At 65.5% G+C, this 15,963-nt stretch carries 16 protein-coding genes; 6 read left to right on the top strand and 10 right to left on the bottom strand.

All coding sequences use genetic code 11. The features are described from left to right. Positions 1–45 precede the first annotated feature (45 nt). Positions 46–867: a posphoenolpyruvate synthetase regulatory kinase/phosphorylase PpsR gene (gene ppsR / locus ABH900_RS15150; RefSeq protein ID WP_241883242.1), complete on the bottom strand. Its 822-nt coding sequence runs from the start codon at positions 865–867 to the stop codon at positions 46–48. Positions 868–1,011: 144 nt separating this feature from the next. Here ppsR and ppsA point away from each other — a divergent pair, with 144 nt between their 5' ends. After that, on the top strand, positions 1,012–3,390 hold the full coding sequence (ppsA, locus tag ABH900_RS15145; protein WP_429623915.1) for a phosphoenolpyruvate synthase: 2,379 nt from the start codon (positions 1,012–1,014) through the stop codon (positions 3,388–3,390). A gap of 151 nt (positions 3,391–3,541) precedes the next feature. After that, positions 3,542–4,435, top strand: a complete 894-nt coding sequence (locus ABH900_RS15140) for a mechanosensitive ion channel family protein (protein WP_429623914.1) — start codon at positions 3,542–3,544, stop codon at positions 4,433–4,435. Between the two features lie 98 nt (positions 4,436–4,533). Here ABH900_RS15140 and ABH900_RS15135 read toward each other — a convergent pair whose 3' ends face one another. From ABH900_RS15135 to tadA, 4 genes are all read right to left on the bottom strand, one after another. Next, positions 4,534–5,649 carry an alkene reductase gene (locus tag ABH900_RS15135; protein WP_429623913.1) on the bottom strand — a complete coding sequence of 372 codons (1,116 nt, stop codon included), beginning with the start codon at positions 5,647–5,649 and terminating at the stop codon, positions 4,534–4,536. Positions 5,650–5,787: 138 nt separating this feature from the next. Then, the gene (locus tag ABH900_RS15130; RefSeq protein WP_429623911.1) at positions 5,788–6,663 is read right to left on the bottom strand and encodes an EcsC family protein; all 876 of its coding nucleotides are present in this window, start codon (positions 6,661–6,663) and stop codon (positions 5,788–5,790) included. Between the two features lie 103 nt (positions 6,664–6,766). Beyond that, positions 6,767–7,339: an oligoribonuclease gene (gene orn / locus ABH900_RS15125; protein ID WP_429623910.1), complete on the bottom strand. Its 573-nt coding sequence runs from the start codon at positions 7,337–7,339 to the stop codon at positions 6,767–6,769. A gap of 74 nt (positions 7,340–7,413) precedes the next feature. After that, positions 7,414–7,938 (bottom strand): tRNA adenosine(34) deaminase TadA, encoded by a 525-nt coding sequence (gene tadA, locus ABH900_RS15120; RefSeq protein ID WP_429623908.1) that lies wholly within the window; start codon positions 7,936–7,938, stop codon positions 7,414–7,416. 146 nt (positions 7,939–8,084) lie between these two features. Here tadA and ABH900_RS15115 point away from each other — a divergent pair, with 146 nt between their 5' ends. Beyond that, on the top strand, positions 8,085–8,522 hold the full coding sequence (locus tag ABH900_RS15115; RefSeq protein WP_429623906.1) for an acetyltransferase: 438 nt from the start codon (positions 8,085–8,087) through the stop codon (positions 8,520–8,522). A 68-nt stretch (positions 8,523–8,590) separates the two neighbouring features. Here the strand turns inward: ABH900_RS15115 and ABH900_RS15110 are convergent, their stop codons facing one another. Next, entirely contained in the window at positions 8,591–9,106 is a 516-nt protein-coding gene (locus tag ABH900_RS15110) for a GNAT family N-acetyltransferase (RefSeq protein WP_429623905.1), read from the bottom strand. A gap of 387 nt (positions 9,107–9,493) precedes the next feature. Here ABH900_RS15110 and ABH900_RS15105 point away from each other — a divergent pair, with 387 nt between their 5' ends. Genes ABH900_RS15105 through ABH900_RS15095 form a run of 3 tightly spaced genes read left to right on the top strand, consistent with a single transcriptional unit; the run spans position 9,494 to position 11,732 of the window. After that, positions 9,494–9,718, top strand: a complete 225-nt coding sequence (locus ABH900_RS15105; protein ID WP_429623902.1) for a hypothetical protein — start codon at positions 9,494–9,496, stop codon at positions 9,716–9,718. Beyond that, the gene (locus tag ABH900_RS15100; RefSeq protein WP_429623900.1) at positions 9,715–10,410 is read left to right on the top strand and encodes a hypothetical protein; all 696 of its coding nucleotides are present in this window, start codon (positions 9,715–9,717) and stop codon (positions 10,408–10,410) included. The genes ABH900_RS15105 and ABH900_RS15100 overlap by 4 nt, the downstream gene beginning before the upstream one ends. Further along, entirely contained in the window at positions 10,407–11,732 is a 1,326-nt protein-coding gene (locus ABH900_RS15095) for an XVIPCD domain-containing protein (protein ID WP_429623898.1), read from the top strand. The genes ABH900_RS15100 and ABH900_RS15095 overlap by 4 nt, the downstream gene beginning before the upstream one ends. Before the next feature lie 42 nt (positions 11,733–11,774). On the opposite strand, the gene ABH900_RS15090 is transcribed toward ABH900_RS15095, so the two are convergent. The 4 genes from ABH900_RS15090 to ABH900_RS15075 form a co-directional block, all read right to left on the bottom strand. Next, entirely contained in the window at positions 11,775–12,620 is an 846-nt protein-coding gene (locus ABH900_RS15090) for a hypothetical protein (protein WP_429623897.1), read from the bottom strand. A gap of 536 nt (positions 12,621–13,156) precedes the next feature. Continuing rightward, complete coding sequence (locus ABH900_RS15085; protein ID WP_429623896.1) at positions 13,157–14,164, bottom strand: XVIPCD domain-containing protein; 1,008 nt, start codon at positions 14,162–14,164, stop codon at positions 13,157–13,159. A 57-nt stretch (positions 14,165–14,221) separates the two neighbouring features. Beyond that, entirely contained in the window at positions 14,222–14,758 is a 537-nt protein-coding gene (locus ABH900_RS15080) for a hypothetical protein (protein ID WP_429623962.1), read from the bottom strand. 670 nt (positions 14,759–15,428) lie between these two features. After that, positions 15,429–15,959 carry a DUF4189 domain-containing protein gene (locus ABH900_RS15075; RefSeq protein WP_429623895.1) on the bottom strand — a complete coding sequence of 177 codons (531 nt, stop codon included), beginning with the start codon at positions 15,957–15,959 and terminating at the stop codon, positions 15,429–15,431. Positions 15,960–15,963 lie beyond the last annotated feature (4 nt).

Raw genomic sequence — 15,963 nt, 5'->3', positions numbered from 1 at the left:
TCCCGCAGCATCGGCAGGCCACGACCGTTGATCGTGGCGCGCGCCTCAATACAGCTCGCGCTGCAGCCCCAGCGTGGCCAGCACCTTGCTGGAGATCTCCTCGATCGAGGTGTGGGTGGTGCTCAGGGTCGGGATGCGCTCCATCTGGAACATCACCTCGGCCGCAGCCACCTCGCGCTTGCAGGTATCCAGATTGGCATAGCGCGAATTCGGGCGGCGCTCCTGGCGGATCTGCTGCAGGCGGTCCGGGTCGATGGTCAGGCCGAACAGCTTGCGCCGGTAGTTGCGCAGGCGCGGCGGCAGGCGGTCGCTTTCCAGGTCCTCGTCGGTCAGCGGGTAGTTGGCCGCGCGCACCCCGTAGTGCAGCGCCAGATAGATGCAGGTGGGCGTCTTGCCCGCGCGCGACACCGCCACCAGGATCACGTCGGCATCGTCGTAATTGACGGCGATGCCATCATCGTGGGTCAGCGCGAAGTTCATCGCGTTGATGCGGCGGTGGTAGGTGTCGAAGTCGACCATGCCGTGGGCCTGGCCTACCCGGTTCAGGCGCGAGCTGGACAGTTCACGCTCCAGCGGCTCGATGAACGGTGCGAACACATCCAGCATCAGCGCCCCGCTTTCGGACAGGATCACGCTCAAGCTCTGGTCCACGCAGGAGTTCACCACGATCGGCCTCACCTGGTAGCGCTCGCCCGCCGCCTGGATCCGGGCACAGGCTTCACGGGCTTTTTCGGGGTCGTCAACAAACGACATCCGGTCGGTAATGAAGCTGAACCCGGAGAACTGGGTCAGCAGGCTATGCCCAATGGTTTCAGCGGTGATACCGGTTCCATCGGAAACGTAGAACACCGGACGGATGGTCGACATGCGCGCTTTTACCCCCTACGAAGCCTAAAAGGGCCGCCAACACAAGCTTGTGCCGACGGCGGTCTGCCCGGCATCATATCGGCTTCTTCCTACGGACGCGGCCACTCAGCCCGCCTCGGGCGATGGCCAAACGGAGCATCGCGCTTGAACGAGAACATCCTGTGGTTGCACGAACTGCGTCTGGCCGATCTGGCCCGCGTAGGCGGCAAGAATTCGTCGCTGGGCGAAATGATCGGCAACCTGGCCGGTCTGGGCGTCTCCGTCCCCGGAGGTTATGCGACCACGTCTGAAGCCTTCAAGGACTTCATCGCGCACAACGACCTGTCCAAGCGCATCTTCGACAAGCTGGCCACGCTGGACGTGGAAGACGTCAACGCACTGACCGTGGCCGGCAAGGAAATCCGTGGCTGGGTGATCGATGCCCCGCTGCAGCCGCAGCTGGACCAGGACATCCGCACCGCCTACGCCAAGCTGAGCGCCGACAACGGCGGCGGCGACGTGGCCGTGGCCGTGCGCTCCTCTGCCACCGCCGAGGATCTGCCGGACGCCTCCTTCGCCGGCCAGCAGGAGACCTTCCTCAACGTCACCGGTGCCGACGATGTCGTGCACAAGGTCAAGGAAGTGTTCGCCTCGCTGTACAACGACCGCGCCATCGCCTACCGCGTGCACCACGGCTTCAAGCATGAGGACGTGTTCCTGTCCGCCGGCGTGCAGCTGATGGTGCGCTCGGGCGTCGGCTCCTCCGGCGTGCTGTTCACCCTGGACACCGAGTCCGGCTTCCGCGACGTGGTGTTCGTCACCTCCTCGTTCGGCCTCGGCGAAATGGTCGTGCAGGGCGCGGTCAACCCGGACGAGTACTACGTCTACAAGCCCACCCTGCAGGCCGGCAAGCCGGCGATCCTGCGCCGCTCGCTCGGAAGCAAGGCGATCCGCATGGTGTATTCGGATGTGCCCGGCGAGCGCGTCAAGATCGAGGACACCCCGGTCGAACTGCGCACCACCTTCTCGATCAGCGACGAAGATGTGCAGGAACTGTCAAAGCAGGCGCTGGTCATCGAGAAGCACTACGGCCGCCCGATGGACATCGAGTGGGCCAAGGACGGTGTCAGCGGCAAGCTGTTCATCGTGCAGGCGCGCCCGGAGACCGTGAAGTCGCGCAGCCACGCCACCCAGATCGAGCGCTTCGCGCTGACCGAAAAGGGCGGCAACGTGCTGGCCGAAGGCCGCGCCGTCGGTGCCAAGATCGGCTCGGGCGTGGCCCGCGTGGTGAAGACGCTGGAGGACATGAACCGCGTGCAGCCGGGCGACGTGCTGATCGCCGACATGACCGACCCCGATTGGGAGCCGGTGATGAAGCGCGCCTCGGCCATCGTCACCAACCGTGGTGGCCGCACCTGCCACGCCGCGATCATCGCGCGCGAGCTGGGCGTGCCGGCCGTGGTCGGCTCGGGCAACGCCACCAAGGTCATCGAAGACGGCCAGCTGGTCACCGTCAGCTGCGCTGAGGGCGATACCGGCTTCATCTACGAAGGCAAGCTCGGCTTCGAGCGCACCACCACCGATCTGGGCAACATGCCGCCGGCGCCGTTGAAGATCATGATGAACGTGGCCAACCCGGAACGTGCCTTCGATTTCGGCCAGCTGCCGAACGCCGGCATCGGTCTGGCCCGCCTGGAAATGATCATCGCCAGCCACATCGGCATCCACCCGAACGCGCTGCTGGAGTACGACCGCCAGGACGCGGCGACCCGGAAGAAGATCGACGAGAAGATCGCCGGCTACGGTGATCCGGTCAGCTTCTACGTGAACCGCCTCGCCGAAGGCATCGCCACGCTCACCGCATCGGTTGCACCTAACGCCGTGATCGTGCGCCTGTCGGACTTCAAGTCCAACGAGTACGCCAACCTGATCGGCGGCAGCAACTACGAGCCGCACGAAGAGAACCCGATGATCGGCTTCCGCGGCGCCAGCCGCTATGTCGACCCGAGCTTCTCGGCCGCCTTCGCGCTGGAGTGCAAGGCCGTGCTGCGCGTGCGCAACGAAATGGGCCTGGACAACCTGTGGGTCATGATTCCGTTCGTGCGCACCCTGGAAGAGGGCCGCAAGGTCATCGAGGTGCTGGAACAGAATGGCCTGAAGCAGGGCGAGAACGGCCTGAAGATCATCATGATGTGCGAAGTGCCGTCCAACGCACTGCTTGCCGATGAGTTCCTGGAGATCTTCGATGGCTTCTCGATCGGCTCCAACGACCTCACCCAGCTGACCCTCGGCCTGGATCGCGATTCGTCGATCGTCGCCCACCTGTTCGACGAACGTAATCCGGCGGTGAAGAAGCTGCTGTCGATGGCGATCAAGTCGGCACGTGCCAAGGGCAAGTACGTCGGCATCTGCGGCCAGGGCCCGTCCGATCATCCGGATCTGGCCGAGTGGCTGATGCAGGAAGGCATCGAGTCGGTGTCGCTGAACCCGGACACCGTGGTCGACACCTGGCTGCGCCTGGCCAAGCTGAAGGCCAACGGCTGATGCGATGAGTGCCATGGGCTGACGTCGTGTTCATCGGCGTCCGCCCATACTGCGGCTGCACGCAAGCCCCGCCTCTGCGGGGCTTGCTGTTTCTGGCGTATGCGCACGCCACGTGCCCCACGCACGCCCCATCGCAGCAAAGGACTCCCGCATGATCGCCGCCGCATCGCCCTCGCCCGCTTCGCCTTCCTGGATCCACTCGATCGATTGGCAGCGCCTGCTGGAAACCTATGGCGTGCCATTGCTCGCCGCGATCGTGGTGTTGCTGGTCGGCATGTGGCTGTCACGCCGGCTTTCCAACGCCATGCCCCGCGCGACCGCGCGCATGGGCGTGGACCCGATGCTGGGCAGCTTCCTGCGCAATGTGGTGTATGCCGCGTCTCTGGTCATCGTGGTGGTGCTGGCCATTGGTACGCTCGGCGTGCAGATCACCCCGCTGCTGGCCGTTCTCGGCACCGCCGGCCTCGCGGTCGGCCTGGCGTTGAAGGATTCGCTGTCCAACATCGCGTCGGGCGTGATGCTGGTGACGCTGCGCCCGTTCCGTGTGGGAGACGTGGTGACCATCGCCGGGCAGACCGGCACCGTGCGCGAAGTGCGCATTTTCCAGACCGTCCTCACCGGCGCCGACAACCAGCACACCACCCTTCCGAACACGCTGATCACCGCCGCGCCGATCATCAACCTGACCGCCGAACCCACGCGTCGCGTAGAGCTGGTGATCGGCATCGGCTACGAGGACAACATCCAGCTGGCCCGCGATACTGCGCTGGCATTGATGAAGGCCGACCCGCGCGTACTGCAGACACCGGCACCGGACGTGGTGGTGTACGAGTTGGGCGCGCACGCGATCAACCTTGGTATCCGCTGCTACGTGAAGTCGGCTGATTGGTTCGGCACCAAGGTCACGCTGCTGGAGCAGCTCAAGCTGGGCTTCGACAAGGCCGGCATCAACATTCCGTATCCGCAGCAGGACATGCACCTGTACCTGCACGGCAAGGACGGCGGCGTGGTCGAAACGGACGCGCTGGTGCGCGACAAGACTTGATCGGGAGTGCCGACCAACGGTCGGCACCCACCCATCCGCGCCGGTAGCACCCACCCACCGGCATCGGTAGCGCCGGGCCATGCCCGGCGGATGCGGCATCAGGCCTCGACGGCCTCTTCCAGCGTCGGGTAATCGGTGAAGCCCTCCGCGCCACCACCGAAGAACGTGGCCCGATCCGGCGGATTCAATGCCGCGCCGGTACGCAGGCGCTCAGGCAGATCCGGGTTGGCAATGAACGGTCGTCCGAAGCCGATCAGATCGGCCCAGCCTTCGGAAAGCGCCTGCTCTGCGCGCTCGGCGGTGTATTTGCCGGCATAGATGAGCGTGCCCGGATAGACCATGCGCAGCGCCTGCTTGAACGCCACCGGCATCAGCGGTGCGTCGTCCCAGTCGGCCTCTGCGATGTGCAGGTAGCCCACACCGAGTTCGCCCAGCAGGTGCGCGGCCGCGAGGTAGGTCGCCTGCGGCGTATCGTCCACCGCGCCCTGCAGCGTGGTCAGCGGCGCCAGGCGCACACCGACCCGTTCGCCACCCGCCACCGACACCACCGCCTGCACCACTTCGCGCAGGAAACGCAGGCGGTTCTGCAACGTGCCGCCGTAGCCATCGGTGCGCTGGTTGGCCTGCGAATCGATGAACTGGTTGATCAGATAGCCGTTGGCGCCGTGCAGTTCCACGCCATCAAAGCCGGCGTCCAGCGCATTGCGGGCAGCCTGCGCGTAGTCGGCAACGACGCCCGGAATCTCGTCTTCGCGCAGCGCACGCGGCATCGAGTGCTGGATCATTTCGCCCACGCCGGCCCCAGGACCTGCACCGGTCGGGTCCACGAACACCTTCACGCCTTCGGCCAACAGCGCCGACGACGACACCGGCGCATCACCGTTCGGTTGCAGGGCGACGTGCGAGACGCGGCCGACATGCCACAACTGCGCGTAGATGAGGCCGCCGGCGGCATGCACCGCATCGGTCACCCGGCGCCAGCCCTGCACCTGTTGCGGACTATGGATACCCGGGGTCCAGGCGTAGCCCTGGCCCTGCGCGCTGATCTGGGTGCCCTCGCTGACGATCAGGCCAGCGCCAGCCCGCTGTGCGTAGTAGATCGCCATCTCGGCGGTGGCCACGTTGCCGGTCATCGCACGCGAGCGGGTCATCGGCGGCATCACGATGCGGTTGGGCAGGGTCAGTGCGCCCAGGTGGTGGGGAGTGAACAACATGGCGGCATTCTCGTGCGGGGGAGTGCCGGCAAGGATGGGGACGCGTGTTGGCGCGCAACAGGCGTGCCGTGGCAAAACAGTTGTGCCCGGCAGGCAAGGATGTCATGGCATGAGGGCTCATCCACGCATGGCGTGGATCTACTCCAGGCTGGGTTCGATCCTGATCGCGCCGTGCGCCACCCGGTCATAGCAGGCGCGCACCACATCTTCTCCGTACTTCAGTTCCAGCCGGCGCACGATGAAGTGCCCACGCGCCATGTCCTGGTAGTAGTCGGTGAACATGGTATTGAGCGTTGCACCGGCAGCGGCGCCGACAATCGGCACCGCCTGCGCGGCGAACTTTTCGGTGACCACCACGCCAAAGCGCGCGGCCACTTTCTCGACCATCTTCGCCAGCAGCTTGCCGGCCTCCTTCGGTGCGACGCCCAGGGTCAGATCGCGTCCCGTCACCACCCGCCCGGCCAGCTCGGCCGACAGGTGGCGCATCACATCGGTGGTGAAGCCACGAGCCAGGTAATAGCCGGTCTCGCTGGCGTCATCGCGCGGCGAGTTGCCGCCCAGCGCGAACACCTCCAGGCATGCCTGGCGGGTACTGAACTCGGACAGGTCGAAGCCCTCGCTGCGGGCCACGTCGGCCACCGCGCGCATCATGATGGTGGTCGACACCGGCAGCTCGATGAACAGCGCGGCAAAGCCGAATGCCCCGCCAACAGCACCGGAAGTCGCCGCAGCCACTTTGTGCCAGCGGGTGGACGCCCCCTTGCCGGGGGTGTTGCCCATGCTCCACAGCGCCGCCTGCGCCGATTTGGACAGGGCCGCCTGCACCGCGCCGTGGATGCGGCCGGAGACCGCCTTGGGCAGCGCCTTCACCGCGAACTCCAGCGGCGTACCGACCAGGTTGGCCATGCGCGCGGTCAGCGTCGGCGCCTCCAGCAGGGTCACCGCCCGCTGCAGGTCGGACCAGTCACGGGCGTCGTGGGCGATGTCGCGGGGGAGCAGGATGGGCTCGTTCATGGCGCCGATCTTAGCGCCAGGGAGTTGAACGGTTCGTCGCGGGGCACGACAGAAGGGTCAGAGCCCTTTCCGTTGGAAAGGGATCCGACCCCGGCTTCATTGTTCAGGCAGCCGGCAGGCCCGACAGCGTGCCCATGAACTGGCGGTAGTGGCGCAGCTCGGCGATCGAGTCGTGCACGTCGCTCAGGGCGGTGTGGTTGCTGTTCTTGCCGACACCAGCCGCTACCGTCGGCGCCCAGCGCTTGGCCAACTCCTTCACCGTGGACACGTCCAGGTTGCGGTAGTGGAAGTACTTCTCCAGACGCGGCATCTGGCGGTGCAGGAAGCGGCGGTCCTGGCAGATCGAGTTGCCGCACATCGGCGAGAGGCCAGTCGGGATCCACTGCGCCAGGAAATTCACCGTCTGCGCCTCAGCCTGGCCGAGGGTGACGGTGCTGTCCACCACCCGCTGCCACAGGCCGGAACGGCGGTGCTGGTTGCGGTTCCACTCGTCCATCGCTTCCAGCGTTTCCAGCGGGTGGTGGATGGCGAACTCCGGCCCCTCGGCCAGCACATTGAGTTGGGCATCGGTGACCACGGTGGCGATCTCGATGATCGAATCGTTGTCGGTATCCAGCCCGGTCATTTCCAGGTCGATCCAGATCAGTCGTTCGTTGGCCGCGCCGTTGTCCGCCATGTGTCGCCTCGTTGCTGGGCAGGCGCGCGGCCTACCGGTGAAGGAAAGAGGCGTCCATCATACCCTTTCACTACTCAGCCCTCGCCGGCGCGGTCTTCCAGCAGCAGCGGCGGCTTGCCGCGCTTGGCGCGGAAATAATTGGTCAGGCGCGTGCTGGCCTCCTTGGCCAGCACGCCGCCGTGGATCTCCACCCGGTGGTTGTGGCGCGCATCGCCGAGCAGGTCGAACACACTGCCGCAGGCGCCGGTCTTGGGATCGCTGGCGCCATAGACCAGACGCGAGACGCGCGCATGTACGATCGCCATCGCACACATCGCGCAGGGTTCCAGGGTGACGTACAGGGTGCTGCCCAGCAACCGATGATTGGCCAGCAGCCGGCCGCCGGCACGCATCGCCACGATCTCGGCATGTGCACTGGGGTCGTGCGAGGCAATGTTGAGGTTCCAGCCCTCGCCCAGCAGCTGACCGTCGGCGCCCACCAGTACCGCTCCGACCGGGATCTCATCGAATTCCCGTTGTGCGCGCTCCGCCAGTGCCAGCGCGTGACGCATCCAATGTTCATCGGCGTCATGCACCGGTACACCCAGGACATCGGTCATGGCGGTTCTCGCATATCGACAGGGCCACGCTGGCCGCCGGGGTCGCATTGTACGCCCGAGGCCGTGCAGGCGGCGCCAGCGCCGGTCGAAACGCCTTCGGGAAGCCTCATACTGCCCCCCCTCTTCCGAAGCACCTTGGTGAATCCATGACCACCCTCCGCCCTTCGCGCGTCGATGACGGCGCCGCCCTCGTCGATCTCTGGCGCCGCGCCGTCGACGCCACTCACGACTTCCTCAGTGCAGACGATCGCCAGGCCATCGATGCCGAAGTCGCCGGTTTCCTGCCGCAGGCACCGATGATCGTTGCCGTCGATGTACAGGACCGGCCGCAGGGCTTCATGCTGATCGACGGCACCCACATGGAAGCGCTGTTCATCGATCCGGACGTGCGCGGCACCGGCATCGGCCGCCAGCTGCTGCAGCACGCGCTGATGCAGCATCCGCAGCTGAGCACCGACGTCAACGCACAGAATGCCCAGGCCGTCGGTTTCTACCTGCGCATGGGCTTCGTCGAAACCGGCCGCTCACCAGTGGACTCGCAGGGCCGTCCGTATCCGCTGATCCATCTTCGGCACAACGGCTGACATCTGTCGGCATTCCCAGGCCTCAACGCGAGGCGACCACCTGGCACGCGGCCTGGGCTGCAGCAGACTCAGCCGATGGCTTCAAAGGCGGCGGAGTAGCTCACGTTCCCCTGCGCCATCGGCGGCCGCAGGCACAGTGCCTGGAAGTACTCTGGCGGGACACCGGGCAGTATCAGACCAGGCTCGGCGCGGAAACCGAAACGCCCGTAGTAGCCCGGCTCACCCAACAACACGCAGCCACGCGCATCCTGCTGCCGCAGCGCTTCGATTGCCGCGCGCATCAGCGCCGCGCCGATGCCTTGCCCCTGCCACTCGGGCAACACCGAGATCGGGCCCAGACCAAGCCAGCCGTCGCTGCCATCGCTGATCGTCACCGGCGACAGGGCAACGTGACCCATCAATTGGCCTTCCTTTTCGGCCACCAGCGAAACGCTCAACTCTCCGCGTGCGCGCAGCGCATCGACGATGAACTGCTCGGTATGGCTGCTGTGCGGGGCGTTGCGGAAAGCGGCTTCGGTGAGTGCGTGGATGGCGGCGTGGTCGGCCGATGTTTCGGGACGGATCTGCATGTCTGTGACGTTCATGATCGTTGGGTTGCCTGTGCAGAACCGGACGTGCCGCGAGCGCATGTCCGCATGCGCCGATTCATCTTTGTCATTTCGAGGTTAAACCATCAATGCAGGTCACGGAATAAGATCGACATCGGCAGTGCATGTCAATTTGCCGTCGTCACAGCACCTCCAGTGCTGGAATCGCGTCACGGTCGCACCCCATAATCGTGGGGCCTGTTACCAAGGAACGGAGGCCCATATGGAACGCCCCTACCACGACGGCCCGCAGGAAGCGCTTTGCCAATAGCACCCCGCCACCTGATCTGCATCAGCCTGCTCGCCGTTGCAGCGTTCGCGCTGTGCCCGGGTCTTCCGCCCGCCCAATCCTCCGCCTCTACAGATGCACGGGAGCCTGCCGCCTTGCGCCTTCTCTTCTTCGGCAAGGATTACGGCACGCTTCACCTGAACCTGCTCGACGAGAACTACTACCACGGCGGCTTCCGCCACTGGCTCAGCAATGGACTGGGCACCGTGTGGCAAGCAGTCTCCACGCGCCACGACAGTCGTGCATTGCCTTCACACCGGGAGGCGTTTTCCGATGATCCTGTCGCGCAGCCCCGCTCCGTACGGAACGTCCCGCCATGACCGACCGCCCTTCCCCCTTCCATTACCGGAGGCCGACATTGCGCCCTGCATTCATCCCGTGCCTTGCTCTGCTTCTGTTGACCGCCTGCCACCCGGAGACCGCCATGAACCAGGAACGTGCCGCTGCTGAAGCCGATGTCGCCCAGGGCGGGCGCGGCCTCGCCAAGCTCAACCCCAGCCCGCGCAAGGCCTATGAACTGGTACTGCGCCTGAAGGATGCCCCCGGCGATTTCGCGGTGGTCGAGGGGGTTGCCCAGTACGACGTTACCAACGAAGACCAGTGTGGTCACATCGAGCCTGCTACGGGCACCGCCGCGCGCATCACCAGCCAGGAGCCGGTGGAACTGCGCAAGGTCGCCGAGGACGAATACCGCGGCACGCTGTATGTGGATCGCATGCTGGATGAGGATTACTACGGCCGCGGTATCTGCACGTGGGCATTCAGCGGCGCCGGCGCGATGCTGAAGGCCACCGGGGCTGAGGGCGAAACGCGCTTCCTGACCTTCGTCGACGCCAAACCACTGACCGAAGGTGGCGCCCATACGCTCTACTATCCCGACGCGGCCTATCCGCGAGCAGCGCTCGCCGCCAATTACCCTGCTACCGGCAAGGCTGATCCCGCCGACTATGTCGCCGAGCTGCAGGGCAAGCTGTTCACGCTGAGCCTCAGTGCCAGTGAGGTCACCCAATGACCATCACCACCCAGGACTACGCCGCGCTTTCCGATGATGCCTACAAGGATCGCGCGGTCGGGCGGAGAGCCCCTGGCCAGGAAGAAAAAGTCACGCTCAACGGTCACGAGTACAAGGTCCTTGAGCACGTCGACAATCGGCTCAACGGTTATCAAGGCACGATCTACCAGCGGCTCGACACCCAAGAAATCGTGGTTGCCCATCGCGGCACCGAACAGATCGCCCGCGATGCGATCCTGACCGATGGCGGCATGGTCGTCGCCCGCACCAACGTACAGGCCCCCGACGCCATCGCCCTGACCCGAAGCGCGCTGGACATCGCCAGGCAGGACGCCGCATTCGGCGGACGTGCACCACAGGTCACCGTCACCGGCCACTCCCTCGGCGGCGCCCTGGCCCAGATCACCTCGCACCACTTCAACGTCAAGGGCGAGACCTTCAATGCCTACGGCGCGGTCAGCCTCAGCTACCGCATTCCGGAAGGCGGCAACACCATGATCAACCATGTCATGGCCTCCGACCCGGTCAGCGCCGCTTCGCCCCACTTCGGCCAGGTCCGCATCTATGCCAGGCCAGATGAAATCAAGACGCTTGCCGCCAACGGCTTCAGCAATCACGCCCTGCGCAGCCTGATCCCGGATCAACCCCTCGTGGCGGCAGGCAGCTCGTTTGGTGCGCACAAGCTGGGCAACTTCCTCGGCGACAACTCGGTGCTGAAGCACCCGGAAACGCAGAAGCTGGCCAACGACAACGCGAAGATGATCGAGGAATACCGCGACGACGTGGAATCACTGCGGCGCGGTGTCACCCGGGCTGCACGTGGCGTGCCCGGCGGTGCCGTTGATCTGTACGACCAGATCCGCGGACCGCTGCAGCCTGGAGAGCCGGCACGCCGGGAAGCGGAGAAGCACGACCATCGCACCAGCATGCTGCGCATGGACGATGCCAGTCACCTGGGCAACCCGCTGTTCAACGACGCGATCCGTGGCGTGCATGCGCAGGATGTCCGCACCGGCCGCGTACCGGACGTGATGAGCACACAGCTGGCGGGCAGCCTGGCCGCCGAGATGCACGCCGCTGGCGGCAAGCGCATCGACGACGTGGTGATGAACGCCGATGCGTCGCGCAGCTTCGCCGTGCAGGGCCAGGGCGGCGACCCCAGCCATCTGCGAGTGTCGGTGGATACCGCACTGGCGATGAACACGCCACTCGAACACAGCAGCCAGCGCATCGACCAGCAGGCGGCCGGCCAGCGCCTGGCGCAGGAGCGCGAGCAGGCGTTGGAACAGCAGCAGAACCAGACCCGCAACCTGCAGGCCTGAAGGAAGATACGGGAGCCGGTCATATCGGCTCCCGCTCCCACCTTACGGGCTGGAGGCCGCCATCGGCGCGGAGGCCGCAGCCGTCACAAACAGATCCGGCCCGGAATCCGGGAATCCGCCACAGGCACGATCGCCGGGCGCGACCGGATCACAGGGCCATTGGCTGCGCGATACCTTCTCGCGCAGCTCGAAGCGATCACCCGTCCACACTACGAATGCCAGGTGCTCCCGGTTCCAGTCACTGAACGCGCGAGGGCCGCCCTTCTGCGCCGTCTCTGGATACTGCACGAACCAGCGCATCGCCGGGCCATACTGCAGCTTGCTGTGGTCCAACGTGATCCGGCCGTGGCGCACCACCTGCCGTGCACGGTCCGCTTCGGCAATGTCTGGCATCGCCGGCAGCGCCTCGTCGGTGACGTCGCGCGGCGCGGCATCGCCACGGACCTGGTATACGCGCTGGGCCACATAGGCCTCGCGGCAGTCGCCCGCGGCCAGGCGCACCGGCTCCGCGCTTTCTTCATTGCGACCGCCACTCTGGTCACTGCAGATGAAGGGCGCCGAGACCAGATAGAACGTGCTGTCTGCGTCGCGCCCCTCCAACGAACGTACCCAGACGTCGCCCATGCGCGCGATGAAATCCGGACGCTGGCCGAAGCCCGCCACCGCCTTGAACCAGACCTTCTGCCGCACCTCACGCTCGCGCCAACTGCGCGGCAGGTGGATGTCCTGCTCGGGCAATGCGACCAGCAGCGCAGCCAGATGTGCAGGCATCGTGCCTTGGCACGCCCCGATCAGCAGATCGCCCTGGGTGGCCAGGCGCCCGGCCAGATCGACCGGACAGCGGGCTCCCAGCGCACGTTCGGTCGCTTGCTCCGCCAGCAACGGCACGATGTCCAGTGCAGGAGGCGCCGGCGGTGCCGGTACGGCCTCAACGGCAGGCGGCTCAGTGGGAGTGGGTGGCGCGGATGCGGTGACCGCCGCAGGAGCTGGAGCTGATGCGGCCGGCACAGGTTCCGGCGTCGCTGCCACTGCGGGGGCCACAGGCGATGCCTCTGTCGTCGCCACCGCCGGTGTCTGGGGCGCCGCAATGGCATCGGCCACCGAAGCAGCTGCCTCCGTGGCAGGTGCTACTGGTAAGGGTGCTGAAGGCACATCGGTCACCGCCGTTACAACCGGAGGTGTGTCCGTTGCAGGCGGCGCAGCCTCCTGAGCCTGTGCCGACCCCGCAGCGAGGCCCAGCGGCAGCAGCCAGAGCGGCGGCAGCTGGCGCAGGGAGGAAGTACAGCGGGCAGCGGCGTGCCGGCAAGACGGGAGAACGATTCGCATGTGGTGTCCTTACGTGTGGGTTTCCATGTCGGCGCCACAGGGCGCCTCGCATCGTGCGCACAGTGCCTGCAGGGTGCACGCCCACAGGCACCCCGGTGTTACAACAATCGCGAGCGCTGTTCCTGCTCGCGGGCGACCGATGCCGCCGGGTCCTGCTGCGAAACAGCGGCAGCCAACTGCTCGCTGCTGTCTGCCAGCGGTTGCTGGGCCGCCTGTTCGCGGTCAACGGAGGCACGCAGCATGGCCGGATCACCCAGCGTGCCCTGCACGGCGAACAGCGTGCGGCCGTCATTGCCGGCCAGCAGATGATCGATGCGTGACAGTCCCGCCTTCTGAGCGCTCACGGCCAGCGCACCGGCGGCGTTGTCCAGCTCCTGCACGCTGCGCAGCCCGCTCTGCGGAACCATCTGCTGCAGATACTGGCGCGCGCTCTGGAACAGAGCATGTCCCGGCTCGCCCGGTTGCGACATGTCGCGCGCGACGGCCTGCTGCGCGGGCGCACCGACTTCGCCACGATCCAGCCGTGCCATCACGTCGGGCGTGAGCTTCTGCTGCCACACCTCGAACCGCTGCTGGCGTGCCTCGATACCGTTCAGACCTCCATTGATCGCGCGCGTCGCCTCGCGCACATCCTCGCGTGCCGCCTCCGGCACACGTGTCTGCCACTGCCATACCGCAATACGACCTGCGTGCTCGGGTTGCGCAGCCAGGTCCGGGTGATTCACCAGATCCAGATCCAGCGCCTTGCCGGCACGCTCGTAATTCTCCTTGCCGACCAGCGGCAGGTAGCCGCGGCCGTGATATTTCAGCGCGTCACCGGGCGCGTCATTGCCCATACGTCCGCCGTACATCAGTTCGGCCAGGTTCTCCGGGCGGCCGCGCAGTGCCTCCTGTCGGGCGCTCTCCAGCGCACCATTGCCATTGCGCCACGCCGCCTCCACCGGGACCTGCGAGATGCCCCGGGTGAAGTTGAAACTTTCATTGAGCCGGCTCAGGCCACGGGACTCGTGCCCAGCCTGCGCCATGAAGTTGGCCAGTTCCCGGGACGAGGTGATGCCGGCCTCCGTGGCCTGCCGCAACAGCTGCGACTCTCTATCCTGCGACACGGTGAAACTCCTGCTCGATCATCGTTGGGTACTCCTGCCTCCTCACAGGCACGGCACTCAGGGCAAGCTCACGTCGGCGATGACCGACGGGTCGAAATCCTCGAACCGCACCCGACCCAGTTCAGCCGCCGAGAAGTCACGCGTATGCGTGGCTTCGGTCTCGGTGTCGACCACCCTGCGCTGCACGCCATGCACCCAACAGGCCTGTTCCGCCGGCGCGTAACGGAACGTATAGACGCTGCTCCAGCGCTCCCGGCTGCCGCCATTGGTAATCACGCTGAACGCCCCATCCTCGATCGTCACGTAGGCGAAGGGATCCCCGGCAATACCCCCGCGGGTGGAGCACGGCACCAGCTTGTCGTTGCGCGCTGCCAGCTGCCAGCGCCCCGCAGCATCGCCCAGCAACAGCAGCAGCACCCGGTTGGGACCATGTTCGCCAGCCACCAGGCCATCGGGCGCCGGCTGGTCGATTACCAGCAACTGATCGTCGATACCGTTGCCGGTCAGATCGCCGCGTACCGCCTCCAGCAGGTTCGCGCCGGAGGGCACGAACGCCAAGGCATTATCCATGTTCGCGCCACTCCCCTTCTCCATCCCCTGCAACTCCTTCAATCCCGTCTTGCCATTACCCGCGCGGCGGCCGGAAACCGGTGCAATGCGCCGCATGCCACAGCGTCCGCCATGGCCGATGTAGCCCCGAGCCCACGGCGACCGCGATGGTGGCAAGCGTCACCCGCAGCGCGGGTGGTCAGAGTCCTCATGGACGGAAAAGCTCCTGCGTTCGATGGCAGCAATGCGTCGGAATTTTGACGCGCACGCAGCTTACTTCGAGGGAGCTTCCGTCGTCGAAGGGGACTTGGAGTGAAAAGCGCACTTGATCACAGAAAAAGCGCGGCTATCGTGAATGGTCGCCTACTTGACCGATGATCACGGCGGATGCGATCTGGAAGCCTCAGGTCCAGCCGGCTCTTAACTCACCCGACAAGAACACGCGTCGGCACACGCTGCTCCCAGATCACGCTCAACGACTCTCAGTAGTCGCGAAGCGCTCGGTTCAAGCACGCGCGAGAAGCCGCATAGTCGCCGAAGGATTCAGGCCGAACGTAAGCGCATGAGCCCCCGATGCAGCTCCAGCAGACCAGTTGGGGTCGCAACCTTAAGCGCCACTCCAACTCTGTAGAACCACAGGAGCTCTGTTATCCAAATACACGAGCGCAAACGTGCGCAAAGCCTTCCGTCCACGGAGCTATATCTACGTCTGCACTCAGTACTCGCGAAATACAGGGTTCGAGCATTCCGAATAGGCGATGATGCAGCCACCTCCGCCGGTATCCCTGCAACTGCGAAGTGCGTGAGCCTTCACTGTATCCATGTCTACCGCGGTGTTCACTGAGCCCCGACCTTTACCTGACGATGGCGCAGAAAATGCCACGCATTGATTGTAATAGCTCACGGTAGTCCTGCAGTCCCTTGAACCTTCGGCAGCGCACTTTCTAATCGCCTCCGACTCGGCAAGCTCCTTGCTCCTCTTGTTGGCAGAGGTTCCCACAAGATTCGATGTCGGAGACTCTGCAACCGCTCCCCAGGTTGTGAGCCACTCCCCGGTCGGAATGGGCGGGGCGTCCACAGCGGCTGGGCCAGAGCCAGAAGACGCTCCAGGTATAGGAGCACATCCTTGCACCCCCTGCCCTCCAATCGGATAGAACCCTGGCGGACAGCTTCCCCCTTCCGCATAGGCGGAAAGCGAAAAAATGGACAGTACAGCCCACGTCAGAAAACTGCAGATAACTCGCATCGGG

This window comes from Stenotrophomonas sp. AN71 (assembly GCF_050435725.1).
In the GTDB taxonomy this organism is placed as follows: domain Bacteria; phylum Pseudomonadota; class Gammaproteobacteria; order Xanthomonadales; family Xanthomonadaceae; genus Stenotrophomonas.
Note: the sequence above shows the minus strand (reverse complement) of the source record. Positions and strands in the feature narration are given on the sequence as shown.